Genomic DNA, 26017 nt, shown 5'->3' on the forward strand with positions numbered 1-26017 from the left:
GATAAATATTTCGGGAATTAGAGGGATTTAAAATTGGAAGGTTCATCTAAGAATATCTCCGCTTTCTTGTTACATAATAAAACCGTTATGTTTTTAACAATAAAGAGGAGGAATGTACAATGATGCAAAACCAACAAGGACAAATGCACCAAAATATGCACACAGGCTCTGTACCGCAGCAAATGAATCACGGGGGTCACGAAGTATTCGATGTACATGAGGTGTTAACAGGAACACTTGGTACTTTGAGCCAATATATGATATTGCGCCAATATGTAAAAGATCAAGAATTAATGAGTATTCTTGATCGTCAATATCAATTTATCCAAGATGAATACAATCTGCTAGTAGAATGTTTTAAAACAGGTCAAGATCCTTCTAAGCGAACAGAAAGCTATAATATGACACAGGATAATGACTTTATCTATGGTTTAACACCAACTCAACCGAAAAAGCCGATGCAGTCTGTATCAGAAATTACGGATGAATGTGTGTCTGGATTAATGCTTGGTGCTGTGAAGTCCATGGCTTCCATGAAGACGATGGCAGCTTGTGAAGTAACAAATCCAGTTGTGCGCAGAGTGATAGCTGCTAGTGTTCCAAATTGTATCGAAATGGCTTATGAAATTTCGATTTATCAAAATAAGCATCATTATTATCAAGTACCACAACTTGCACAGCAAGATATGCAGCAACTTCTAAATGCGTTTGAAACTGCTCAAGGCATGCCGCAAATGCCGAATAATCAGAAGCTTCAATAATAGGATATATAGATGTTTTCCAAACCCTAATAGCTCACACATGCTATTGGGGTTTTTTATTTGGATAATAACATATCCAAATAAAAAAGAGAGCTGCCAGTGACCGCTCTCTCAATACTCATTTGATTAATTACTTTTTTGTTATGCGAGTCTTTGAATGACAATAGAGGCACTTACAACAGCAGGACCAGAACCAGACGGCTGATTATTTAAAGTAGTTCCGCCATCGATGTTAATTAAAGTGAGTATTTCTCCTGCCGCTAAAGTTGTAATCACTTGTCCTGGATATGATTGGTCGCCTGAACCGGAACCATAATTCGAACCTGCAATTTGGCCAGTTAGATTGGAGGATAATGCGAATGCGGAAGTTCCTTGTTGAGGGAATACCTCCCAGGTAATGAGATAGGTTCCAGCTTGGTTAATTGTAATAGGAGCTGTTCCTGGTACATGTGTAACAAATCCAGGTGTATTGCCAGGGAAGTTTGTATTAAAAGTAACTGCTCCAGCTGCAGGTACAGATTGTTGGGTTGTATCGTAAATGAAGGCAAATCCAGAAACTGCTGCACCCGTAGCGCCAGTGTTACCAGTGTTACCAGTAGGACCAGTGTTACCAGTAGGACCAGTGTTACCAGTAGGACCAGTGTTACCAGTAGGACCAGTGTTACCGGTAGGGCCAGTGTTACCAGTAGGACCAGTGTTACCAGTAGGACCAGTGTTACCAGTAGGACCAGTGTTACCAGTAGGACCAGTGTTACCGGTAGGGCCAGTGTTACCAGTAGGGCCAGTGTTACCAGTAGGACCAGTGTTACCAGTAGGACCAGTGTTACCAGTAGGGCCAGTGTTACCAGTAGGGCCAGTGTTACCAGTAGGACCAGTGTTACCAGTAGGGCCAGTGTTACCAGTAGGACCAGTGTTACCAGTAGGACCGGTGTTACCAGTAGCACCAGTGGCAGTATTTACAGTCACTTTGACTATTTGATCAACATGTTGACTTTGCTTAGCTTTACATTCACATTTGCTATGTCCACAATCTTTACATTTTTTATCTTTACATTTGCATTTATCATGATCGCATTTTTTACACTTTTTATGTTTATCTTTGTCTTTACCCAATTTATTTTCACCTCTTTCCCTTAACTAATATTAGGATATGAATTGAAAATAAATTAGATTGGACAGGTATCCTAAAATATAGAAAATTTCGCTTTTTAACGAATTATATTATTTATAGATAATAATAGATCTTTCTCTAAAATTACTTTTATCTATCTACTCTTAAACTTAAAAATAGGGGATAAATTCAATATCTTATTGGATTAGCTTTATAACATACTTTCAGCTGTTCAATAGTACATAATTTTTTCACCAGTTTTCTTAAGGGGTTTGTTGTATTAGGGATTATTCGAAAATATCTTGGCTCCTTTCCGAATGTAGCTCTAGTTTGATTTGTGTAGTAATTTAATCTACCCCAATTAACCTGCGAAATTATGAGTAAGGGGCTAGTTTCGTTCACGATAACTTTATTTACATAAGATAGGATCTGACTTGGTAATAAGAAAAGAAGGTAATAAAAATAGGCAGATAGCTATCGGTCTTTGTCCAAACATTTATAATTTCAGGCTCATAGAATATCTCAGTTCATGAAAGGATGTGGGATATCTAGTGGGAAAAGATAAAAAATGTTCAGAATGCGGTCATAGTAAATGTAAATGTAAAGTTGAGCAAACGCAAAAAGTAAAGCAAAAAGTAAACATCAATGTATCTGAAGTTCAAGCAACAGGAGCGACAGGTCCAACGGGTCCAACGGGTCCAACAGGTCCAACAGGTCCAACAGGTCCAACAGGTCCAACGGGTAACACAGGTCCAACAGGGAACACAGGCCCAACAGGAAACACAGGTCCAACAGGAAACACAGGCCCAACAGGAAACACAGGTCCAACAGGAAACACAGGTCCAACAGGAAACACAGGTCCAACAGGAAACACAGGTCCAACAGGAAACACAGGTCCAACAGGAAACACAGGTCCAACAGGAAACACAGGTCCAACAGGAAACACAGGTCCAACAGGAAACACAGGCCCAACAGGAAACACAGGTCCAACAGGAAACACAGGTCCAACAGGAAACACAGGTCCAACGGGTAACACAGGAAACACAGGAAACACAGGCCCAACAGGAAACACAGGTCCAACAGGGAACACAGGCCCAACAGGAAACACAGGTCCAACAGGAAACACAAAAAAAACAGGTCCAACAGGAACACCAACAGGAAACCAACAGGAAACACAGGAAACACAGGAAACACAGGTCCAACAGGAAACACAGGCCCAACAGGAAACACAGGTCCAACAGGAAACACAGGCCCAACAGGAAACACAGGCCCAACAGGAAACACAGGTCCAACAGGAAACACAGGTCCAACAGGAAACACAGGCCCAACAGGAAACACAGGTCCAACAGGAAACACAGGTCCAACAGGAAACACAGGCCCAACAGGAAACACAGGTCCGACAGGAAACACAGGTCCAACAGGAAACACGGGTCCAACAGGAAACACAGGCCCAACAGGAAACACAGGCCCAACAGGAAACACAGGTCCAACAGGTCCAACAGGAGCAACGGGAGCAACAGGAGCAACGGGAGCAACAGGAGGAACAGGAGGAACAGGGGCAACAGGAGCTGGAGGCAGTACAATCTATTTAGCTACAGACCAATCAATTGCTAATAATCAGTTCCTCGGACTCGGAAACGCTGACGCGGATCCTGAGCGTCAATCTGTAGTCGTTGGTCAAAACATGAATCTTACAGGTCTCGTGTTTAGTACTCGTAATAATACTATTACAACTGCAACAGCTACAGTTTATATAAGTACAGATTGTGGAGCAACCTTTACACCTACAACGCTTGCAGCAACCGTGACAAGTCCAGCGTGTTTTAATGTGGCATCTGGATCGATTCCAGTCACTGTAGGTACCTTAATTACTGTGGGCCTTGACATAGGTATGGGGGCTCTTGCTGATGGTGCAGCTGCCACAATCCTATTTAGTATCCCATAATAGAGGAAAAGCGGTTCTCTGAGTAGGCTTCGTGAAAAAGGCTGTCTGAAAGTTTAAACTTTCGGACGGCCTTTTTAGTTAGCTAGATGATTGGAGAATTTTGATTAACTATATCAGAGCGACGGCTCAATCAAGTTTAATGAATCCGTTATACAGATCATAAAAAAGGTCACTGTATGTAAGTTGAACGATGCAAACCATATTCTTTGGGCTTTATTCTTATTACCGTCCCTGTTTGGCTGCATACAATCATTATTAACTTCTAAATGAAAATATCCTAATAGCATATCATCTATGAGAATTCCTTTTACAGTAAAAATGATCCTGCCATCAGAGTTCATCAACACATACCCAATAAGCGAAGATGAACAGGTTTATGTCTTAGTTGATAGTTGGTATACGAGTAAAAAGCTAATAGAAACTTGTTATAAAAAAGAGGTTCATCTTATCGGTAGTTTATAGATGGACTGGGCATTAAAATATTCCGACTTTATCTCAATTTATCTAAAATCAACAGACCTTCACCCAGTTACCGTAGATAGCCATCTGAGCAATAACGGATATGTCAAAGTCTTATTACATTGGGGAACAAGTTTGAGTCGAGCAAAACATCATTTCGTCTTCTTTGTACAGATAGCAGCCTGAGTTTCGTGACTATTCTGAGCTATTATAATGTGCGTTGGAACATCGAAACTGGATACCCATTATTGCAAGGAGTTACTTTGATTTGACGAATACCAACTTTTTTCACACAAAGGGATTAAACATTTTTGGTGTATTAAGTTCTGAACCTACAACTATCTAGAGTAGCAACATCAAGAATGACAACCGGAACTCACTTGAACAATTGGTGATGTGGTTCGTCGTATATGAACAAGCATTATCGAAAAAAACGCTTTTGGATGTGCTGAAAGACCCAAGATAGGCAATTTAAAAATTTCTCAATTGATAGATGTAATATGTATGCCCTTTTTAGGGATATTGCTAAAAATACAAGAGTCGAGTTATATAAAATAGGATTTTATCTAGTAACAAGAAAAGAAGATAATAAAAATAGACAGAGGGCTATCGCTTTTTGTCCAAACATTTATAATTTCAAACTCATAGAATATCTAAGTTCATGAAAGGGAGTGAGATATCTATTGGGAAAAGATAAAAAATGCTCAAAATGCGGACATAGTAAATGTGAATGTAAATCTGAGCAAATACAAAAGGTAAATCAAAGAGTGGAAATAGATGGATTTAAAGTTCGAGCAACGGGTAACACGGGTCCAACGGGTCCAACGGGTCCAACGGGTCCAACAGGTCCAACGGGTAACACAGGAAATACAGGTCCAACGGGTAACACAGGAAATACAGGTCCAACGGGTAACACAGGAAATACAGGTCCAACGGGTAACACAGGAAATACAGGTCCAACGGGTAACACAGGAAATACAGGTCCAACGGGTAACACAGGAAATACAGGTCCAACGGGTAACACAGGAAATACAGGTCCAACGGGTAACACAGGAAATACAGGTCCAACGGGTAACACAGGAAATACAGGTCCAACGGGTAACACAGGAAATACAGGTCCAACGGGTAACACAGGAAATACAGGTCCAACGGGTAACACAGGAAATACAGGTCCAACGGGTAACACAGGAAATACAGGTCCAACGGGTAACACAGGAAATACAGGTCCAACGGGTAACACAGGAAACACAGGCCCAACGGGTAACACAGGAAACACAGGCCCAACGGGTAACACAGGAAACACAGGCCCAACGGGTAACACAGGAAACACAGGCCCAACAGGAGATACAGGTCCAACGGGCAATACAGGAAACACAGGTCCAACGGGCAATACAGGAAACACGGGTCCAACGGGTAACACAGGAAACACGGGTCCAACGGGTAACACAGGAAACACAGGCCCAACGGGTAACACAGGAAACACAGGCCCAACAGGAGATACAGGTCCAACGGGCAATACAGGAAACACAGGTCCAACGGGCAATACAGGAAACACGGGTCCAACGGGTAACACAGGAAACACGGGTCCAACGGGTAACACAGGAAACACGGGTCCAACGGGTAACACAGGAAACACAGGCCCAACAGGAGATACAGGTCCAACGGGCAATACAGGAAACACGGGTCCAACGGGTAACACAGGAAACACAGGCCCAACAGGAAACACAGGTCCAACGGGTAACACAGGAAACACAGGCCCGACAGGAGACACAGGAGTAGCAGGAGCAGCAGGGGCAACAGGAAATACAGGTCCAACAGGAAATACAGGCCCAACAGGAAACACAGGCCCAACAGGAAACACAGGTCCAACAGGAAACACAGGTCCAACGGGTAACACAGGAAACACAGGCCCGACAGGAGACACAGGAGTAGCAGGAGCAGCAGGGGCAACAGGAAATACAGGACCAACAGGAAATACAGGTCCAACAGGAAATACAGGCCCAACAGGAGACACAGGTCCAACGGGTAACACAGGAGCAACAGGAGACACAGGCCCAACAGGAGACACAGGTCCAACGGGTAACACAGGAGCAACAGGAGACACAGGTCCAACGGGCAACACAGGAAATACGGGTCCAACAGGAGCAACGGGTCCAACAGGAGACACAGGAGCAACGGGAGCAACAGGAGCAACAGGAGACACAGGTCCAACGGGAGCAACGGGAGCAACGGGAGCAACGGGAGCAACGGGAGCAACGGGAGCAACGGGAGCAACGGGAGCGACAGGAGCAGCAGGAGCAACGGGAGCAGCAGGAGTAGCAGGAGCGACAGGAGCGACAGGAGCAACAGGAGCGGCAGGGGCTGGAGCTATAATTCCACTAGCATCCGGTACTCCAAATGCGCTGTCTACTATTGTAGGCGGGCTAGTTGATACCGGGGCTATTATTGGATTTGGAGAATCTATCCCGAATGTAAGTTTAGGAGCAGGAACAATAAATCTTCAAGGTTTGGTGAATCTTGCATTTTCAGTCCCTCGAAATGGAACGATTACCTCATTAGCTGGCTTCTTTAGTACAACAGCAGCAGTAACTCTTAACCCTGCTGTAACAGCAACAATTCAAGCACAAGTATGGAGTTCAACTTCAACATCAAACATTTTCACCCCAATTCCTGGCGCTGTTGTAACATTAGCACCATCACTTACTGGAGTAGTTAATATTGGTACTATTAGCAGTGGTACTTCGACTGTAAATATACCGGTAACTGCCGGAGAGCGTTTAATAATGGTCTTTTCTGTAACGTCTCCAGCTGGTCCGGCATCTGTTGTTACTGGAGTTGCAAGTGCAGGTATCGGAATTAGTTAATTTAAGATTAGAATTATTATTCTTTTGAAGGTTGGGAAGGTTTACTTTTTAGTAATCCTTCCTTTTTATAAGTTTTTTATATACTTTGATTTAGTAATATTTCTAAATAAATGAGTCTTATTCAAATGTTTCTAGTGCAGGTGTTACAATCGTTAGTTTTTAGATAGTTAACATTCTTTGCCTTTGACGAGATTTAGAGGGTAATCCAAAAGGTCGTTGAACGGCCTTTGGATTACTTTTTTTATTGACTATCCTTTAATAGAATTCTTACTTATACTACTCCTTATTTTCAAAATTACGTGAAAAGTCCATACGGAAAATTCCACTTTGACATAGTATGGTACATCTAATAGACATACAGGTGGGTTTGGGTAATTATGAATTATTATCGTTTTCGGATTATAGTACTATCTTTCATTGACATAATCTTACTAAGCGTAACCTGTTTTTTATCATTACTGGTCATACAAGGGGAGGAAATAAGATTTAGCCTTCTAATAATGAGTTCGCTGTTTATATATATATTTACTTGTTATTTCTTTCTATTGATATTAAAGACTTATAGAACATTATGGCGTTATGCAGGGGTTCGGGAAATACTTACTGTGGTGAATTCTCTAATTATTGCTAACTTGCTGTACTTGATTTATTTTTTGTTTTTCTTAAATACACAATGGCCATTTACTTTGATGCTCTTCTTATGTCTTTGCTCCATTCTGGCCATCAGCGGTTTTCGTGTGTTTTTAATTACAAAACATCAATGGCGATCTGTCCGAAGCCATTCTCATAAAAGAGTATTAATCATCGGTGCGGGTGTTGCAGGAACAAGGGTGGCTGATCAAATTATATCAACAAAAGAATTAGATTATACGCCTATTGGTTTCATTGATGATGACCCTAAAAAACAAAACCTTGAAATACTAGGAATACCGGTGCTAGGAGAAAGAGCCGATATCAAAAATGTTATAAATCGCAACAAAATAACGGATATAATCATTGCCATGCCTTCTGTTCATCAATCTGAAATTCGAGAAATTGTGAATGTTTGTAAAAAAACAAAGGCAAATGTAAAAATATTACCTCCGATAGAGAAGGTGATAAAAGGGAAAATATCCTTTCATGAAATTCGTGATATTAATTTAAAGGATCTAATTGGAAGAGAAATTATCCAACCGACAGAACGATTAAAAGAATACCTCTTCAATAAGTGTGTACTAATTACGGGAGCTGGGGGATCGATTGGTAGTGAACTGGCCATGCAAGTTGCGCAATGTGAACCGAAGTCGCTTACTTTGCTAGGTCATGGGGAAAACAGTATCTTTAACATTGGGTTAAGGATAAAAGAAAAATTTCCTCATGTAAAAACGAATTTGATTATTACGGATATTCAAGATAAACACCTTATTGAACAAGCATTTAGGCAATATCGTCCACATATTGTATTTCACGCAGCAGCTCATAAACATGTTCCATTAATGGAATTAAACGAAAGAGCAGCTGTTCAAAACAATATTTTTGGAACAAAAATTTTGGCGCAAGCATCTAAAAAATTTGGTGCTGAACGTTTTGTGTTAATTTCCACAGATAAAGCCGTTCACCCTGTAAATATAATGGGCATGACGAAAAGAATAGGAGAAATGATTATTCAATATTATTCAACAGAAAGTTCAACTAAATTTTCAATTGTACGATTTGGTAATGTTTTGGAAAGTAGTGGAAGTGTCATTCCCATTTTTAAACATCAAATAGAATCTGGTGGACCAGTTACAGTTACACATCCTGATATGGTACGTTATTTTATGACCATTCCAGAAGCCGTTCAACTAGTATTGGAAGCAGGGGCTTTGTCGGAAGGTGGAGAAGTGTTTGTGTTAGATATGGGTGAACCGGTAAGGATTGACGATTTAGCAAAGAACTTAATCCGTTTATACGGTTATGAACCAGGTGTAGATATTCCTATTCAATATACAGGCATTCGACCAGGTGAAAAGTTAAACGAAACGTTATTTTATGAGAATGAAAAGATAGGGCCTACCCCTCATCCTAATATTGTCATTGCTATTCCTCTCAATAACCAAGTGCCTCATTTATTGATGAATATCGAGCAATTAGAACGAACTTTACTACAGTCCTCTGGCAATATACGTCCAATCCTAATGGAAATCATTCAGAATCAATTAGAATTTTAATAAAGCATTTGTTGAAAAATTCCTCATTATTTTTCCCTTTTGAATCATTTGTCCAATATTGCTTAGCTTTATTATGTTCCAGTGATGACTTTTTGAGATGATGCGTGAGCTCCTATAACTTAAATATAAATTACAAAGACCTCCGCGAATGCTTTAGTCAATATAGGGAATGAAGGCATAGGATAAACGAATGAACCTATGGGACATAAGTATATGCAAACTTATTTAAAATCGAGGGGGATTAAATCATAAATGAAAAAAAGTAAGTCAAAAACGACACCGACAGAGCCAGAAAGAAAATTATGTCTATGCATGATTGTCAAAAATGAATCGAAAATTATCGAAAGATGTTTAGATGCAGCTAAACCGATTATTGATTATGTTTCGATTTGTGATACAGGCTCTACTGACCATACACCTGACATCATTGAAGAATGGTGTGAGAAGAATCATATACCTGGTACTGTGCATCATGAGACGTTTAAAAATTTTGGCTATAATCGAAGTTTAGCAGCTTCACTTGCGCAAAAGACTTATCCGGAAGCAGATTATTTGCTATTGCTCGATGCCGATATGATTTTAACGATAGAACCTCATTTTACTAAGCGTGGTTTAAATGACGATCAATATCTTACGCCACAATCTGACGGTCACATAAAATTTTGGTTAACTCGTCTTTTGAAAACATCTCTACCCTGGAGATCTGTTGGGGTGACACACGAATATTGGGATTTGGATCGGGAGAAGTTAGCTCTTGAGCGACCTATGCATGTAGGTACTGTAGGGAAGTTGGATGGTTTGATGATTTATGATCAAGCAGATGGAGGAAGCAGGGCTGATAAATTCGAACGAGATAAGCGATTATTATTAGAAGGAGTTAATGATCCAACAACTCCTCAAGATTTAAAACCTCGGTATATGTTTTATTTAGCCCAAACATATCATTGCCTTGATGAACCTGAAGAGGCGATTAAATGGTATAGGAAAAGAGTCGAAGCTGGCGGGTGGCAGGAAGAAGTATTTTATGCACTATTACAAATAGGTATGTGTTATGAACGGTTAGCCAATATTGCTGCTTATAAACGGATAGAAGAAAGTGATTCGTCCGCAATGGATGATTTAAAACATCAAGAAGAAGAACTCTTTGCTTTGGCTACGGTTTCTTTTCAAAATGCTTGGGCATACAGGCCGAGCCGAGCAGAACCTTTATATGCTCTTGCTAGAATGTATCGAAGTAAGTCAAAACATAGCATAGGATTAATGTATGCTTTACAGGGAAAAGAAATTCCTTTCCCGAAAGACGATATTCTTTTTGTAGATTATCATGTTTATGATTATCTCTTTGATTATGAAATTTCTATATGTGCTTATTATAACGAAAGTAAACGCCACTTGGGCCGCGCTGCCCTGAAACGTCTTCAATCTAAAATCAAAGAATTACCTCCTCATATTATTACAGCTGTCGAAAATAACGCAAAATTTTATTAATCCCGTACAATCGAACAACACTAATTTAGGTATGTACAACTTTGAGTAAAAATTCATAATTTGGGTGATCTAAATGGCTATTTTAGTTACAGGTGGTGCAGGGTATATTGGTAGCCATATATGTGTTGAACTTCTTCAACATGGCTATGAAGTAGTCGTTGTCGATAATCTCTCTAACAGCAGCTTTGAATCTATAAAACGAGTAAAAGCTATAACAGGAAAGGGTATGAAATTTTATCAAATTGATATTCTTGAACAAGAAAAATTAGATTTGGTTTTTTCTGAGAATATAATTGAAGGAGTCATTCACCTTGCTGGTTTGAAAGTGGTAGGGGAATCTGTTCAAAATCCTCTTCAATATTATAAAAATAATCTTATAGGAACTCTTGTGCTTTGTGAGGTTATGGACAAATACAATGTGAAGAAAATGGTATTCAGTTCATCGGCTACGGTTTACGGTATTCCTAAAAAAGTTCCGATTTCAGAGGATTTTTCACTTGGGGCAACCAATCCTTATGGGAGAACGAAATTAATGGTTGAAGAAGTATTGAGAGATTACTATATTTCTAATCCTAATTGGAGCATCGTTATATTGCGTTATTTTAATCCTATTGGGGCACATCCAAGCGGGAATATTGGCGAAGATCCAAGCGGTATACCGAATAATCTAATGCCTTATGTTACTCAGGTGGCCGTAGGAAAGTTAAAAGAGTTAACGGTCTTTGGAAATGACTATCCCACAGTAGATGGCACTGGTGTAAGAGATTATATTCATATTGTCGACTTAGCTGAGGGACATATGAAAGCATTGGAGAAGACGATGACTTCCAAAGGAATTGAAGTCTATAATTTAGGTACCGGTATTGGTTACAGTGTATTAGAAATGATTGCAGCTTTTGAAAAAGTATCCGGACGGAAGATTCCATATAAGTTTGCTGAGCGTAGAGCTGGTGATATAGCAATCTGTTATGCGGATCCTTTAAAGGCAAAAGTTCACCTAGGATGGATGGCCAAAAGGGGACTTGAAGAAATGTGTGCTGATTCATGGAGATGGCAATCGAAAAATATGAATGGATATAACTAATATCATATGTAGTTTGTATACAACGAATAATGACTCTAATGAAGTAAAAGGAGCGTAGAGAAGATGACTTTTGATTCAATACTGAATGAGAAGTCATCTTTCTTATTTTATGAAATTAAAAGCGTTAGTTTTTCAGTAGCCTTTTTCGGGCATGTAAGGACATTGAATTGAGTTCGTATTTTTATTGTGATGGTCATTTTGACATGGCGAATGTAGAGAAAATAATAAACACTTATAATGTATAATTTATTAACAATTAAACTATCATGGTAGGAACTAAATCTAGTACTTTTTCTTTGTCTCATTTTCTTTGGTTGCCCTAAATTGTTCAGGTCTCTCTTCTCGAAGGTTAAAGTAGTAGAGAATGGCCTCGGCTATTCGACGCGAAGCCTCTCCATCTCCAAAAGGGTTCTTTGTATTAGACATCTTAGAATAGGCAGCGTAATCAGTTAGTAATTCATCAGCTAATTGATAGATGGAATGTTCGCTCGTTCCTGCTAATTTCAAAGTACCCGCGTCAAGCCCCTCTGGACGCTCAGTCGTATCACGTAGCACCAAAACAGGGACACCCAGTGCAGGAGCTTCTTCCTGAACCCCACCTGAATCTGTCAGGATTAAATAAGAACGAGCCATAAAATTATGGAAATCAACGGCATTTAAGGGTTCAATTAATCGAATTTGAGAATGATTTCCCAGTATGTCCTGGGCTGCTTTTCTAACTGAAGGGTTTAAATGAACTGGATACACAACAGCAATATCTTTATGTTTTTCTACCAATTTACGAATTGCTTTAAACATGCCGCGCATCGTATCCCCTAGATTTTCACGTCGATGAGCAGTAAGTAAAACAAGACGGGATCCTGCTAATTCATCGAGGAGTGGATGATGATAATCCTTAAAAATGGTTGTCTTTTGAGCATCAATTACTGTATTACCAGTGATAAAGATTGTCTCTTCTATTTTATTTTCTTTTCGAAGATTGTTAGCAGCAATTTCAGTTGGAGCAAAATGAAGGTCAGCCATTATGCTAGTAAGTTGTCGGTTCATTTCTTCAGGGTAGGGAGAGTATTTATTATTTGTTCTAAGACCGGCTTCAACATGACCAATTGCCACTTGATTATATAGAGCAGCTAAACTTGCTGTAAAAGTTGTAGTCGTATCTCCATGAACTAAGATCATATCTGGTTTGACCTTTTTTATCACTTTATCTAAGCCATCAAGTGAAAGTGTCGTTACATCCATTAAACTTTGACGATCTTTCATGATATTAAGATCAAAATCTGGTTGAATCTTAAAGACATCTAACACTTGATCAAGCATTTGGCGATGTTGAGCTGTAACGCATACAAACGATTCAATCTCCTGGTATTTTCTTAACTCATTAATTAATGGAGCCATTTTAATAGCCTCTGGCCTTGTCCCAAAAATTGTTAATATTTTTTTTCTTTGAAATGGATCATACATAAATTTCCCCACCTCATTCACAGTATTTTGGATTAATAAAAATATCGTTAATTTTCTTTGCTAATGGCTATGTTATTTAACATGGAATTGTAGATATTTATTATATAGCTACGGTAAAGCTATCTATTGACGAACGTTTTTCATGTACATGTTACGTATTTCACTAACTACTACCATTGTATGTTAGGAATCTAGAGTTGTTTGGGTGTTTGTCTTTGATTGGACTAGGCTAACTGGATAAAGATTAATTATACGAGAACTACAAGTTTCCAAAGGTCAATAACCAATTAATATTCTTATGTCAGTTTAATAAGGTGAACATATATACATAGAAACATAAAAGATGTTCGTAAAACACTTCTATGAGGCCTAGCACATGGGTGATTTTTTAATAGGTTAAATATGGAATTTATATTACTATATATCTTTATATACACCAAACTTGTCTTATTTGCATAGCTTGTTAGGGACTTTAAAAAGGAGTGAAAAAAGTGGGAAAAGAGAAAGAGTTGCTAGAGTATCTTAAAAGAATTAGGCATATAGAGAAAAAGCAATTGGATGTTTTGGTAAATATTTTAAACCAACTTAGCTCAACTCCTGATGCTGAACAAATTCGAGAGTTAAGACAACAATTAAACCAATTACAAAACCAATTCATACAATCACAAAGAGAAGTCGCTCAATTAGAATCACAGACGGCTCAATTAGAATCGCGTACTAATGGATTAGAATCACAGACGGCTCAATTAGAATCGCGTACTAATGGATTAGAATCACAGACGGCTCAATTAGAATCGCGTACTAATGGATTAGAATCACAGACGGCTCAATTAGAATCGCGTACTAATGGATTAGAATCACAGACGGCTCAATTAGAATCGCGTACTAATGGATTAGAATCACAGACGGCTCAATTAGAATCGCGTACTAATGGATTAGAATCACAGACGGCTCAATTAGAATCGCGTACTAATGGATTAGAATCACAGACGGCTCAATTAGAATCGCGTACTAATGGATTAGAATCACAGACGGCTCAATTAGAATCGCGTACTAATGGATTAGAATCACAGACGGCTCAATTAGAATCGCGTACTAATGGATTAGAATCACAGACGGCTCAATTAGAATCGCGTACTAATGGATTAGAATCACAGACGGCTCAATTAGAATCGCGTACTAATGGATTAGAATCACAGACGGCTCAATTAGAATCGCGTACTAATGGATTAGAATCACAGACGGCTCAATTACAATGGCGTACTAATGGATTAGAATCACAGACAGCTCAATTAGAATCGCGTACTAATGGATTAGAATCACAGACGGCTCAATTACAATGGCGTACTAATGGATTAGAATCACAGACGGTTCAATTAGAATCGCGTACTAATGAATTAGAATCACAGACGGCTCAATTAGAATCGCGTACTAATGAATTACAAACACAAGTGAATCAATTACAAGAGCAATTACAAACTGGAATCATACCGAATCCAGCAATGCAAAGTTACTTTGAAAACGGAATGGGATCCACAGTAACTGTTTCAACCCAAGGTGGTACATTTACGGGCGTTGTTATTTTGGTAGGTCCTGATGCAGTTCAAATACGCGAAGCTACTGGAAATATCGTAATCATTCCATTTACACAAATTACTGCTGTTCAATACAGGACAAAGTCTAACTTGAGGGGAGGAAGTAATAGTGACATTTCAAGAAATGCTTGCTAGTTTTAATGGCAGAACTGTTGAAGTGTTCATTCCAAATGCAATTACCGAAGGAACATTGCAAAGTGTGACATCAACTTTTGTTGTTGTTCAGGAAAATCCAACCATGTATGGCCCTGGTGATACCTTAAATATTCCGATTTCTTCTATAATTTCCGTAAGAGTTCTTGGCTAATTGAATGATAATTTGAGAAACTTATCAAGCTAAATTGCTAAGTAACAAAGGAGGGTACATAGTGATAAATAATACATTTTAAGCAAATGATAATCTTATTTTAATAATTAAACTAAATTGTGTACTTGCAGTGTACCCTTCTACTAATAAAAAAATAGATCTTTTTCATTTAGTAGAGATGTTCCTGGAAATATTTTTTGACATCTATAGAATGGCTAAATTGCCGATATATTTTCTAGAAAGAGGAGTTGTATAAATGGCAATTATTATTTATCCTAAAACTCTTGATTGGACCTATATGAAACAAAGGCCCCAGCAGTTGATGATTGAATTAGGGAAACTTGGGCATACCGTATTTTTTGAAAATCTTACTCCATTAGATCATGAATATATAGAGGTAGCTAAAAATGTATTTTTATTTTCGGATTGCCAACACTTTATCAACAATAAGTTAAAAGAATTAAGAAGAACACAAAAAGTTGTTGTATGGACTACTTGGTCGAAACTTCGAACACGTATCCAAATATTTCATCCAGATAAGGTCGTATATGATTGTTGTGATGAGTTTCCGCAATGGGCACAGTATGAGCATAGTATGATTCAAGTAGCCGATTACGTTGTTTGTACGGCAAGAACTATTATGGAAAGAATTTCGTTAGCTTACCCGGAAAAGAGCGTTTCCCTCATTTCTAATGGGGCTGATGAGGCTTTCTTCACGCTAGATAAATTCGAAAAACCGTTAGATTTACCGAATGGTCCTATTGTAGGCTATATTGGTGCTTGGGCTTATTGGGTAGATCATGAATTAATAAAAAAATTGTCACTTCGTTTTCCAAATGTGAACTTTGTCTCAATTGGTGTTCCATATGGAGATGTACCGAATTATGATGATCGGAACAACGTTCATATTTTAGGGCAAAAGCCACATGATGAATTGATAAAATACCTCCAACATTTTGATTTAGCGATAATCCCCTTTAAATATCATCCTATTACACTTGCTACGAATCCAATAAAGGCGTACGAATATCTGGCGACTGGTGTTCAAGTGTTGTCTACTGCCCTTCCTGAATGTATTTCCATGGAGCCGTATGTTACAACTGCAACAACTCATGATGATTTCGGAAATAAATTAGCATATTTTTTATCTCTTAATACCCCCGATAGTTTTAAAGAATCCAGAATAAATTTTGCACGACAAAACACTTGGAAAATTCGAGGCATGCAGGCTAATAACATAATTGAAAACCTCCTTTCTAATTCATAGCTTTTAGCTGATAGGGAGGCATGCAAATGTTGCTAACAAATATTATGGAAAAGGACTATAGATTGCTAGAAGAAGCCAAACTGATGCCATATGAATATATTAAACGATTAATTCTTATATTAAGACAAGTCAATTCGCCCTGGGTATTATGGAGCAGTGAAGGAGAAAAGTGGAAAGTACTAAACGATAAAAAATTAAATGTATTATTAGCAAGTACCACAACGGAAAATAGTATTATCATTGGACCCAAACTCCAAGACGGCGACTCTTTATCTGACTATTTACTACGTTCAAAAGCGAAACCTATTATTTGGCGAACGGCATGGCTACTGCAACAGTTACTACACATTTCCTCATTTCCCCCATCTATTGCTTATATGAATTATGACCTTTTGCTTGAAAATACTGATTTAGCTTCCATTCTAATAACTGATATAGCATCTAGCGGTGTTCAAAAAGTCTATAGTTCCTTTTATCAATTAAGTCAACAAGATTTTTCTCTTTTACTACCTAATATGGGACGAAAAAGTGTTTCACAATCAAATATGAAATCCATACCAATGGTGAGTATTGTAATTTGTGCCTTTAATGAAGCGGTTCGAATTGGGTGGTGTATCCGTTCAGTATTGGTTCAAACATTTCAAAATTGGGAGCTTATAGTAATGGATGATGGATCTTGTGATGACACGTACGGAGCCGCCTCATTTTTTAAAGATGATCGTATCCATGTTATACGCAGCAATAAGAATCGCGGAAAAGCATATGCGTTAAATGAGGCTCTTGCGATTGCACGTGGTACTTTTCTAATGGAATTGGATGCTGATGACTGGATTCCTCCACAAACGTTGGAAAAGTTTGTAAGTTCGATGGAGCAAAATCATGAAGAAGTCGCACTCATGACAAGCCAATATCATTTATGGTCGCAGACGAGCCAGGGCTATTTATTTTATAAAGGGATTTTTTGTTCTTCAGAATTTAACATATCTCATTATAGTGCCACACCTTTAATTCCGCGTTTTTATCGTACACATCTTCTTAGGAGTATAAATGGATGGCCAGTGCTTGAAGGTGAGTGGGGGAGACTATTTGAAGATATCGCAGTTTGTGATCGGTTATTAGAAAAGTATCGGTCAGTTTATCTTAATATCCCACTCTATCATCGTATCATTAGATCAAAAAGCACAAGTCAAATGAATAAGCAAAACTATAGAGCTTGGGCAAATCTTTGGTTTTCTTCAAAAAACTCTAACCATCCCATTAGGGAATAAAGAAGGAGTGGGTTTGATAGATGAATTTAAACCAGATAAAAAGGCCTTATGATATGATTGTAAGCTTAGGGTGGAATTGCCAAACAGCTTTTCAACTCAAAAGGAAAAAATTAAGAAGCTTCACTGGGCCTATCGATTGGATGTATTCTTATTCGGTAAGTCATCTATGTAGACTACTTAAACAGAAATTTAATGGATTTATGGAAATTGAAAATATGAGAATTGAAGGTATACAAGGTACCAACAGTTGTTACACTGTGTCGGACTTAAATACAAGGTGTGTCTCGGTTCATGATTTTCTTGTTACAGAAAATAGCGATACTTCTCTATTAACGTATCCTCAATTTAAAGAAAAAATGAATAGACGTATTGAGAAATTGTATAATTCTTTAGCTATAAGCGATTCAGCATTGTTTGTAAGAATACAAGCTAATCGGGATGAAGCACTTGAGTTAAAGAATGCGATATCTGAGGTTTATCATGGGGATTTTTCGATATTAATCATCAATTATACGAAGGAAGAAAAGGTTATTGAAATAGATTGGGCTATTGACAGGGTTTGCGCAGTTGAAATTTCTAATTCAGTCAATGCTTGGACAGGATGTAATTCAGCCTGGGATACTATTTTAGAGGGAGTTACTCTTTCAGAAGGCAGTGATTAACTTATATTTTTTAGTTAAATGCATTCAAATTCTTTAAAGAAGGAGCGTGAAATGAACATTGTTAAATATAGGTGTTTGTGGATACTATGGTATGGGTAATTTTGGAGATGAATTGTTTTTAAAAACATTTAAACAAATTTTTCATGATCATAGAGTTTTCCCTTGGTCGGCTTTTTTGGACCCGAACAAAATTGATGCTGTCATTATTGGTGGAGGGGATTTAATTACACCATACTACTATAATGAATATTATTTCCCTCCATTATTAGAAAATCACCCTACTTGGATATATGGGGTAGGTGTGGTGGACCACTATAATGAAGATACATGGCCGACTGAACAGATTGATAGGCATCGCCAGAGACTTTCAAAAGCAAAAAAGGTCTATTTAAGAGATGATAATTCTGCTCGAATATTTAAAAAATATAACCTTCATAAAGAGGTAAAGGTTGCTCCAGATGTCGTGTTTGCATATGAACAACCTGAATATCCGATTAGGAAATATGCGGGAGTGGAGACAATTGGTATTTGTGTAAGTTCCTACGATGATTTTCCCTTTCAAAAGATTGTTAATCTTTTAGTACAACTAACTCAAAAAGGGTATCATGTATTTTTAATACCAGTAGTAAATCAATCTAATAATAAATACTCTGATTATACTTTATGTAGGAATATTCGAAACGCATTATTAGAATCCAACCCTAAGGCTGCTGTTACCCTACCATATAATGAATATGATTTAGAGATGACGTATAGTTTAATTCAATCCGTTGATTATTTAATTTCTTTTAAATTACATCCAGCTCTTGTAGCAGTTCGTAATGGGATACCGACTTTTTGTTTTTCAAAAATGAGTAAGGTAAAATCTCTTCTGAAAATGTTCCATTTGGAGAGATTTTCAAATGACTTTGAAATACCAGAGCAGGACATGATAGAAAGAGTCTTTCGTTTTTTGAACTTAGAAAAAGATAAATTCTATAACATAAAAAGCCAAGTGGAAGTGGTAGAAAGTAATAGTAGGAAACATCTATTGGAACTGAAAGAAGACATCGAAAAAACAATAAAAAAGGGTAGTTCATAATACTAAGCAAGACGAAGGGTTTATTTCGTATAAGTTTGTATTTAAAGTGAAATCTCGGTTTCATACGAATAAGCTAAAAATTGCATGAAACAATAATATGTATTAACATAGCCAAAGTAAAAAAGAGTAATTCCAGCGTTAGGATTAAATAGAGCAGCGGGCTAACCGGATTTGAAATGAATCCAAAAAGTTTTAGGCAGTTGTCTAGGCTTGAGCCCGGTATTGTACCGGGCTCAAGCCTTTTAGTTTTGCCTTTAATTCATTTGTAATTGTAATAGGTGTAGTTCAGTCTATTCCTTTAAAATATATCCCACTTTATCAACTGCTTCTTGAATCTTTTTACTATTTGTACTATACATCTTTTTGGCTTCTGCATTCTTTGTTCCTAGGGCAAATAGCTCTAAGTCTGCTTGGCATTTTTTTAGTGTTGCATATAATAATGGCATTTCCTGTGGAGAGGGAACTTGGATTTTGTCATCAAACAAATCAATGGTAAGCTGCCCATAAGAGTCAACTTGTCCAAGGAAGACATTTTCAATTGTGACTCCTAACTTTTCTAACTCCGTATGTAACCAACCTCTGCTTCGACCTGCCTGGGTTAATGGCTCATCTAATACTTCACCATCCATAATGACCGTTTGCGGTTCTTTAACAGATGGAAATTTCATATTCAAATCTTTCGGTGTTAAAGGCTGGTTTTCCTTTTTTAACATAACATTGAAGTCGCCTGTTGCCTCTAGTACAGCGAACTCTACATCTGCGAAGCGGTAGACATTTTTTTTTCGAAGCAATGTTAATAATTCATCCGTCGTGTATCGTTCTTTTTTTAGATTTTCTTCTAAGACTTTCCCATCTTTAATAAAAACTGTTCCTCGTCCTTCTATAAAGTCACGAATGGGTTTGCTTTTTAACGAAATTAACCCAGCAAGAAACGGAAGTGCTGCAATAGTTAGCATGGATAGGACACCTAAAGAAATTTTTTGGTCCAAGCCAGTAACAACTTCAGCACCTATATTCCCAATTGTAATCCCATTAACATATTCAAAGAAAGAAAGCTGGGAGATTTGTTTTTTTCCTAACCATTTTGTAATTAAAAAAAGAACAATTAGGAAAAAGATAGAGCGCAGAACGATATTTAACCAATCCGGCATTTATTTGCACCTCCTAACAAGAGTCTGTTTTGTTAGCTAAAAGCCTTTGTATTGAAATTCTTCTCTTTCTAATTCGCCCACTCGTTTTTGTAAATCTGTCACGACTTCATTGACAGTAAGCATCGTCTCATGAAAGGTGCGTTGTGATTCACTATCTTGAGACCGAATCGCTAAGCTAGATAAATTTGCTTCAATCCCTTTTAGACTTGCAAGACATTGTTTAACTTCTGAGGCGATAGTCATACGGTGGTTCCCCCTTCGTATTCGATTGACACTGCATGAGCGATACAAGGAATTGTTTCGCTTTGCTGAAAGGTAAGTGGAGAGAGTAGAGCTCCAGTTGCGACGACTAACATTCGTTTAAATTCACCCTGTTTCATCCGGTTTAATAAATGGCCGTATACAACGGTTGCGGAACAACCAGCACCACTTGCTCCTGATAAGACGGGTTGTCCTTCTCGATAAATCATTAATCCGCAATCTTGATATTGATTTTCTTGTATAGGTGTTCCATGCTTTTTAAATAAATCAAGTGACGCTTCATGGCCAATCTTTCCAAGATCTCCTGTTACAATCAAATCATAATAAGAGGGATCAATATTTCGATCTTTTAAATGGGCCTCAATTGTATCAACAGCAGCTGGAGCCATAGCACCTCCCATATTAAATGGATCGGTTAATCCCATATCAATGACTCTCCCAATTGTCGCTGACGTTACGCAAGGTCCATCTCCTGTATCGCTAAGTACAGCAGCTCCTGCGCCCGTTACTGTCCATTGGGCAGTGGGCGGTTTTTGGCCGCCATATTCTGTCGGATATCGAAATTGTTTTTCAACGGCTGCATTGTGACTAGATGCTCCGGTTAATAAATATTTTGCCCCCTTAGCATTAATGATGGAAGCGCCTAGTGCTAATCCTTCCATTGATGTGGAGCAAGCACCGAATAGTCCAAAGTAGGGGGTGCCAATCGTACGGGAGGCAAAGCTCGTTGGCGTGATTTGATTGATTAAGTCTCCCCCAAGTAGAAATTGAATTTGTTCTTTCTGAAGCTCAGCTTTTTCAATGGCGCGTAAACAAGCTTGTTCAAATAGGACTTTATGGGCTTTTTCATAGGAGTCTTGATTAATCCATAAATCTGAATGTAAGAGATCGAAATCATTGGGAATCGCCCCGTTTGCTTCAAAAGGACCTCCAACAGTACCTGTGGAGAGAATGACGGGCTTATGATCAAAAACCCATGTACGATGTCCTTGTAACATTATAAGCCACCCCACTGTATTAAAATCGTTTTGATGAAGGCTACGACAAAAGCAGAGAATACACCAAATAATATGACGGAACCCGCTAATTTAAAGAGATTTCCTCCGACACCTAACACAAGCCCTTCTGTTCGATGCTCAATAGCAGCTGAAATAACAGCGTTGCCGAATCCAGTAAGTGGAATGGCAGAGCCGGCACCACCAAATTGACCAATTCGATCATATACGCCAAAGCCTGTGAGTAACATCGCGATGAAGATGAGTGTTCCTGCGGTAGGGTTTCCCGCTGTTTGTTCTGTGAAATCAAAATAATAGATATAAAAGATTTGGATTGCTTGCCCAATTAAACAAATGGAGCCCCCTGTCAAAAATGCTTTCAGACAATTTTTGAAGACGGGCCTTTTGGTTTCAAGTTGTGATTGCATTTCTTGATATTGTTGTTGTACAGGTGTTAATAGCTTTTTTTTATTATTTGACATACTCTGTGACTCCTCTTTCATTCTGAGGTTTCAATTTGTAAGAAAAGGTTGGTTAGAAGTAACCAACCTTTTCTTAATTATAAATTTTAATACCTAGCCTCAGGTGTCTTACGATTTTATTGTTGTTTGTATTGAGGCTCTTCTTCTTGAATTTGTTGAACGCGTGGAGAAAGGCTATCAACAATTGATTGCGTTTGTTGAGCTGCTTGTTGATATAGCTGCTTAGCTTGTTGGTTATCTGTTTGTAAAGCAAATGTTTCAAAGCTTGCTTGTATACCTTTTAATCCAGATAATGTTTGTTGAACTTGATTGATTACAGTCATTTTAAAAAATCCCCCTATAAAATGTATTGAATTACAATAATAGAATGTTTAAAAATAAACTTTTTATGTGCGTATGGAGCAGTAAAGTTATGGGATTTTATAACTGTGTCACAGTGACTTGAGTGATTGTGGACAAGTGGTGTATACATTTGTGGATGTTTGGTTTGCATTTGTTGTAAAATCCTGTTATGATAAGAGTAATTATTTTTGTTCGGTATTGAAGGATTCTTAAAGTGTAACTTTTCGTTTCGATGAAAACCTAGGGCAAGGATAGTAATATAATGTGCATAAGATGCACCCAGGAGGCAACAACAATGGAACAAGGTAAAGTAAAATGGTTTAACGCAGAAAAAGGTTTCGGTTTCATCGAGCGCGAAAACGGAGATGACGTATTCGTTCACTTTTCAGCAATCCAAAGCGAAGGTTTCAAAACTTTAGAAGAAGGTCAAGACGTGACTTTCGAAGTTGAGCAAGGACAACGTGGAGCACAAGCTGCTAACGTTCAAAAAGCTTAATAAAACCTATGCAAAGCAAAAAAGCAAACTCCATTATGGAGTTTGCTTTTTTTGTGTAGAATAGAATAAAGTCGCAGTGACATTTAGGATTGTGAATAAACTGTGGATAACCTTGAATATTCAGAAATTTCATGAAAAACCATTCAAACGCCTATTTGAATATGGAGTGTGATGTGATAGTCTATAATCAAATAAATATTTGAATGAGGGATGTTGGAGATGGCTGATACAAAGGATTATTGTGAGGTTTACAGTTATGATGAACCAAAAGTGAATCGAGTCCAACAAGAAATGAGTACGGTCGATATTGCAAGTATCTCGAGGTTGTTTAAAGTCATTGGTGATGAGAATCGAGCCAAGATTGCCTATTTGTTGAGTCAGGAAGGCGAATTATGTGTGTGTGATATTTCCAATATTATCGGTGCTTCAATGGCGACCACTTCCCATCATCTAAGGACCTTATTAAAACATGCGATTGTGAAGTTTCGTAAAGAAGGGAAGCTCGCTTTCTATTCTTTAGACGATGACCATATTAAACAATTAATGATGATTGCTTTAGAGCATCAGCAGGAGGTGAAAGTCGATGGGCGAAGCACAGACTAAAACTTACCGAATTCAAGGATTATCGTGCACAAGCTGTGCAGCCAAATTTGAAAAGAAAGTAAAAGAATTAGATGGTGTAGAAGATGCCAAACTTAACTTCGGCGCCTCCAAAATTTCTGTGCAAGGTGAAGCGACAATTGAGGATTTAGAAAGAGCTGGTGCATTCGATCATTTAAAACTCCGTGATGATAAAGAGCAGGTTACTAAAAAAGAATCATTTTGGAAGCAAAAAGAAAATATAAAAGTATTGGTTTCAGCCATTTTACTTGTTTTAGGATGGCTCCTTAGCAAACAGTACGGTGAAGGTCATATCATACCCGTTCTAGGCTATGCAGCATCGATTTTGATTGGTGGCTATGCTCTATTTATTAACGGATTAAGAAACTTAGTCAGACTTCAGTTTGATATGCATACGTTAATGACCGTTGCCATTATTGGAGCGGCATTCCTTGGAGAATGGGGAGAAGGTGCATCGGTTGTCATTTTGTTTGCGATTAGTGAAGTGCTGGAGAAATATTCAATGGATAAAGCGCGAAACTCTATTGAATCGCTTATGAATATTGCTCCGAAAGAAGCGTTAATTCGTAAAGGACATCACGAAATGCTTATTCATGTTGATGATATTGAAGTCGGCGATATTATGATTGTTAAGCCAGGGCAAAAGCTTGCAATGGATGGAATGATTGTAAAAGGTGCTTCAACGTTGAATCAGGCAGCGATTACAGGTGAATCGGAGCCGATTTTTAAAACAATCAATGGAGAAGTGTTTGCCGGAACGTTAAATGGCGAAGGGTTATTAGAAGTTCAGGTAACGAAGCGTGTAGAAGATACGACACTTTCGAAAATCATTCATCTTGTGGAAGAGGCACAAGCAGAAAAAGCACCTTCCCAAGCGTTTGTCGATAAGTTTGCAAAGTATTATACACCAGCGATTATGCTGATTGCTCTTGCAATTGCTCTTGTGCCGCCGCTTTTTACAGGTGGAGATTGGAGCGAATGGATTTATCGAGGTTTAGCGGTTCTTGTGGTCGGTTGCCCTTGTGCACTAGTCATCTCGACACCTGTTGCGATTGTGACAGCGATTGGGAACGCAGCGAAAAATGGTGTTCTTATTAAAGGTGGCGTGTATTTGGAGGAAACTGGATCGTTAAAAGCAATTGCTTTTGATAAAACAGGTACGCTAACAAAAGGAGTACCGGAAGTTACAAACTTTGTTTTATTAACACGAGATGTGAAAGAAGAAGATGTGTGGACGATTGCGGCAGCGTTAGAGCATCGTTCACAGCACCCGCTCGCATCAGCTATTGTTCGAAAAGCAGAGGCGGTGGGAGCTTATGATCATGCAGTACATGTAGAAGATTTTACATCGATTACGGGTAAAGGCATTAAAGGAAGCATTTCTAATTGTCTATATTTCATTGGCAGTCCTCAATTATTTGCTGCATACAATATAGATCTTCAAATCAAGCAGCAAATTAGCCAGCTTCAAAACGAGGGAAAAACAGTAATGGTCCTTGGAACAGAGGGAGAAATATTAGCTTTGATTGCAGTAGCTGATGAAATAAGAGAGAGTAGTAAAGAAGCAATCCGCAAGCTTCATGTACTGGGCATTGAAAAAACGATTATGCTGACAGGTGATAATGAAGGCACCGCGAAAAGTATTGGAGCTATAGCTGGCGTCCATGAGATTCAAGCTAATTTATTGCCGCAAGATAAGCTTGCTTTTATGAAGAAAACACAAGAAACGTATGGCCGAGTAGCGATGGTTGGCGATGGAGTGAATGATGCACCGGCTCTTGCATCCGCAACGGTTGGAATTGCAATGGGCGGGGCAGGAACGGATACAGCTCTTGAAACAGCAGATATTGCTTTAATGGGCGATGATTTATCGAAGTTACCCTATACAATTAAACTAAGCCGTAAAACATTGCAAATTATTAAGCAAAATATTACATTTTCGCTTGCTATTAAGCTGATCGCGTTATTGTTAATTGCACCAGGCTGGCTAACACTTTGGATGGCGATTTTTGCGGATATGGGAGCAACGCTTATTGTGATGTTGAATAGTTTACGATTATTACGTGTGAAAGATTAACAAAAGCTGCAGGATTTCTTCGGGAATTCTGCAGCTTTTATACTTTT

At 38.3% G+C, this 26017-nt stretch carries 23 protein-coding genes; 16 read left to right on the forward strand and 7 right to left on the reverse strand.

All coding sequences use genetic code 11. The features are described 5' to 3' along the window. Positions 1-122 precede the first annotated feature (122 nt). Positions 123-761, forward strand: a complete 639-nt coding sequence (locus BAOM_RS01315) for a spore coat protein (protein WP_127762398.1) — start codon at positions 123-125, stop codon at positions 759-761. Positions 762-902: 141 nt separating this feature from the next. Here BAOM_RS01315 and BAOM_RS01320 read toward each other — a convergent pair whose 3' ends face one another. Beyond that, positions 903-1874 (reverse strand): collagen-like domain-containing protein, encoded by a 972-nt coding sequence (locus BAOM_RS01320; RefSeq protein ID WP_218973848.1) that lies wholly within the window; start codon positions 1872-1874, stop codon positions 903-905. Between the two features lie 549 nt (positions 1875-2423). Here BAOM_RS01320 and BAOM_RS01325 point away from each other — a divergent pair. The 6 genes from BAOM_RS01325 (at position 2424) to galE (ending at position 11901) form a co-directional block, all read left to right on the forward strand. Beyond that, entirely contained in the window at positions 2424-3464 is a 1041-nt protein-coding gene (locus BAOM_RS01325; RefSeq protein WP_218973849.1) for a hypothetical protein, read from the forward strand. 92 nt (positions 3465-3556) lie between these two features. After that, on the forward strand, positions 3557-3817 hold the full coding sequence (locus tag BAOM_RS24700) for a hypothetical protein (protein WP_180319809.1): 261 nt from the start codon (positions 3557-3559) through the stop codon (positions 3815-3817). A 1142-nt stretch (positions 3818-4959) separates the two neighbouring features. Further along, a complete protein-coding gene (locus BAOM_RS01330) occupies positions 4960-7140 on the forward strand; it encodes an exosporium glycoprotein BclB-related protein (RefSeq protein WP_306821284.1) in 2181 nt (726 codons plus the stop codon). 500 nt (positions 7141-7640) lie between these two features. Further along, on the forward strand, positions 7641-9329 hold the full coding sequence (locus BAOM_RS01335) for a polysaccharide biosynthesis protein (protein WP_257467551.1): 1689 nt from the start codon (positions 7641-7643) through the stop codon (positions 9327-9329). A gap of 252 nt (positions 9330-9581) precedes the next feature. After that, entirely contained in the window at positions 9582-10817 is a 1236-nt protein-coding gene (locus tag BAOM_RS01340; protein ID WP_127758744.1) for a tetratricopeptide repeat-containing glycosyltransferase, read from the forward strand. A gap of 73 nt (positions 10818-10890) precedes the next feature. Beyond that, complete coding sequence (gene galE / locus BAOM_RS01345; protein ID WP_127758745.1) at positions 10891-11901, forward strand: UDP-glucose 4-epimerase GalE; 1011 nt, start codon at positions 10891-10893, stop codon at positions 11899-11901. Positions 11902-12183: 282 nt separating this feature from the next. On the opposite strand, the gene wecB is transcribed toward galE, so the two are convergent. Further along, on the reverse strand, positions 12184-13365 hold the full coding sequence (wecB, locus tag BAOM_RS01350; protein ID WP_127758746.1) for a non-hydrolyzing UDP-N-acetylglucosamine 2-epimerase: 1182 nt from the start codon (positions 13363-13365) through the stop codon (positions 12184-12186). A 491-nt stretch (positions 13366-13856) separates the two neighbouring features. Between wecB and BAOM_RS01355 the strand changes: the two genes are divergently transcribed. The 6 genes from BAOM_RS01355 (at position 13857) to BAOM_RS01380 (ending at position 19545) form a co-directional block, all read left to right on the forward strand. After that, positions 13857-15095, forward strand: coding sequence for a coiled-coil domain-containing protein (locus BAOM_RS01355; RefSeq protein ID WP_127758747.1), 1239 nt, complete (start codon positions 13857-13859; stop codon positions 15093-15095). After that, on the forward strand, positions 15070-15267 hold the full coding sequence (locus BAOM_RS01360; protein ID WP_127758748.1) for a hypothetical protein: 198 nt from the start codon (positions 15070-15072) through the stop codon (positions 15265-15267). The genes BAOM_RS01355 and BAOM_RS01360 overlap by 26 nt, the downstream gene beginning before the upstream one ends. A 256-nt stretch (positions 15268-15523) precedes the next feature. Then, positions 15524-16534 (forward strand): glycosyltransferase family protein, encoded by a 1011-nt coding sequence (locus BAOM_RS01365; RefSeq protein WP_127758749.1) that lies wholly within the window; start codon positions 15524-15526, stop codon positions 16532-16534. A 26-nt stretch (positions 16535-16560) separates the two neighbouring features. Further along, positions 16561-17802: a glycosyltransferase family 2 protein gene (locus BAOM_RS01370; RefSeq protein ID WP_164853111.1), complete on the forward strand. Its 1242-nt coding sequence runs from the start codon at positions 16561-16563 to the stop codon at positions 17800-17802. Positions 17803-17822: 20 nt separating this feature from the next. Further along, on the forward strand, positions 17823-18464 hold the full coding sequence (locus BAOM_RS01375) for a DUF1796 family putative cysteine peptidase (protein WP_127758751.1): 642 nt from the start codon (positions 17823-17825) through the stop codon (positions 18462-18464). 58 nt (positions 18465-18522) lie between these two features. Then, positions 18523-19545, forward strand: a complete 1023-nt coding sequence (locus BAOM_RS01380) for a polysaccharide pyruvyl transferase family protein (protein ID WP_127758752.1) — start codon at positions 18523-18525, stop codon at positions 19543-19545. A gap of 290 nt (positions 19546-19835) precedes the next feature. Here BAOM_RS01380 and BAOM_RS01385 read toward each other — a convergent pair whose 3' ends face one another. The 5 genes from BAOM_RS01385 to BAOM_RS01405 form a co-directional block, all read right to left on the reverse strand. Then, positions 19836-20696: a DUF421 domain-containing protein gene (locus BAOM_RS01385; protein ID WP_127758753.1), complete on the reverse strand. Its 861-nt coding sequence runs from the start codon at positions 20694-20696 to the stop codon at positions 19836-19838. Between the two features lie 36 nt (positions 20697-20732). Next, positions 20733-20939, reverse strand: a complete 207-nt coding sequence (locus tag BAOM_RS01390) for a DUF1657 domain-containing protein (protein WP_127758754.1) — start codon at positions 20937-20939, stop codon at positions 20733-20735. Then, on the reverse strand, positions 20936-21955 hold the full coding sequence (gene spoVAD, locus BAOM_RS01395) for a stage V sporulation protein AD (protein WP_127758755.1): 1020 nt from the start codon (positions 21953-21955) through the stop codon (positions 20936-20938). The genes BAOM_RS01390 and spoVAD overlap by 4 nt, the downstream gene beginning before the upstream one ends. Further along, complete coding sequence (gene spoVAC, locus BAOM_RS01400) at positions 21955-22434, reverse strand: stage V sporulation protein AC (protein WP_127758756.1); 480 nt, start codon at positions 22432-22434, stop codon at positions 21955-21957. Before spoVAC ends, spoVAD begins: the two co-directional genes overlap by 1 nt. A gap of 116 nt (positions 22435-22550) precedes the next feature. Beyond that, positions 22551-22757: a DUF1657 domain-containing protein gene (locus BAOM_RS01405; protein ID WP_127758757.1), complete on the reverse strand. Its 207-nt coding sequence runs from the start codon at positions 22755-22757 to the stop codon at positions 22551-22553. Positions 22758-23071: 314 nt separating this feature from the next. Here BAOM_RS01405 and BAOM_RS01410 point away from each other — a divergent pair, with 314 nt between their 5' ends. The 3 genes from BAOM_RS01410 (at position 23072) to BAOM_RS01420 (ending at position 25970) form a co-directional block, all read left to right on the forward strand. Continuing rightward, the gene (locus BAOM_RS01410; RefSeq protein ID WP_119117518.1) at positions 23072-23272 is read left to right on the forward strand and encodes a cold-shock protein; all 201 of its coding nucleotides are present in this window, start codon (positions 23072-23074) and stop codon (positions 23270-23272) included. Positions 23273-23491: 219 nt separating this feature from the next. After that, on the forward strand, positions 23492-23875 hold the full coding sequence (locus BAOM_RS01415; protein WP_119117517.1) for an ArsR/SmtB family transcription factor: 384 nt from the start codon (positions 23492-23494) through the stop codon (positions 23873-23875). After that, positions 23856-25970 (forward strand): heavy metal translocating P-type ATPase, encoded by a 2115-nt coding sequence (locus BAOM_RS01420; RefSeq protein ID WP_127758758.1) that lies wholly within the window; start codon positions 23856-23858, stop codon positions 25968-25970. The genes BAOM_RS01415 and BAOM_RS01420 overlap by 20 nt, the downstream gene beginning before the upstream one ends. Positions 25971-26017 lie beyond the last annotated feature (47 nt).

This window comes from Peribacillus asahii, from assembly GCF_004006295.1.
GTDB lineage: Bacteria > Bacillota > Bacilli > Bacillales > DSM-1321 > Peribacillus > Peribacillus asahii_A.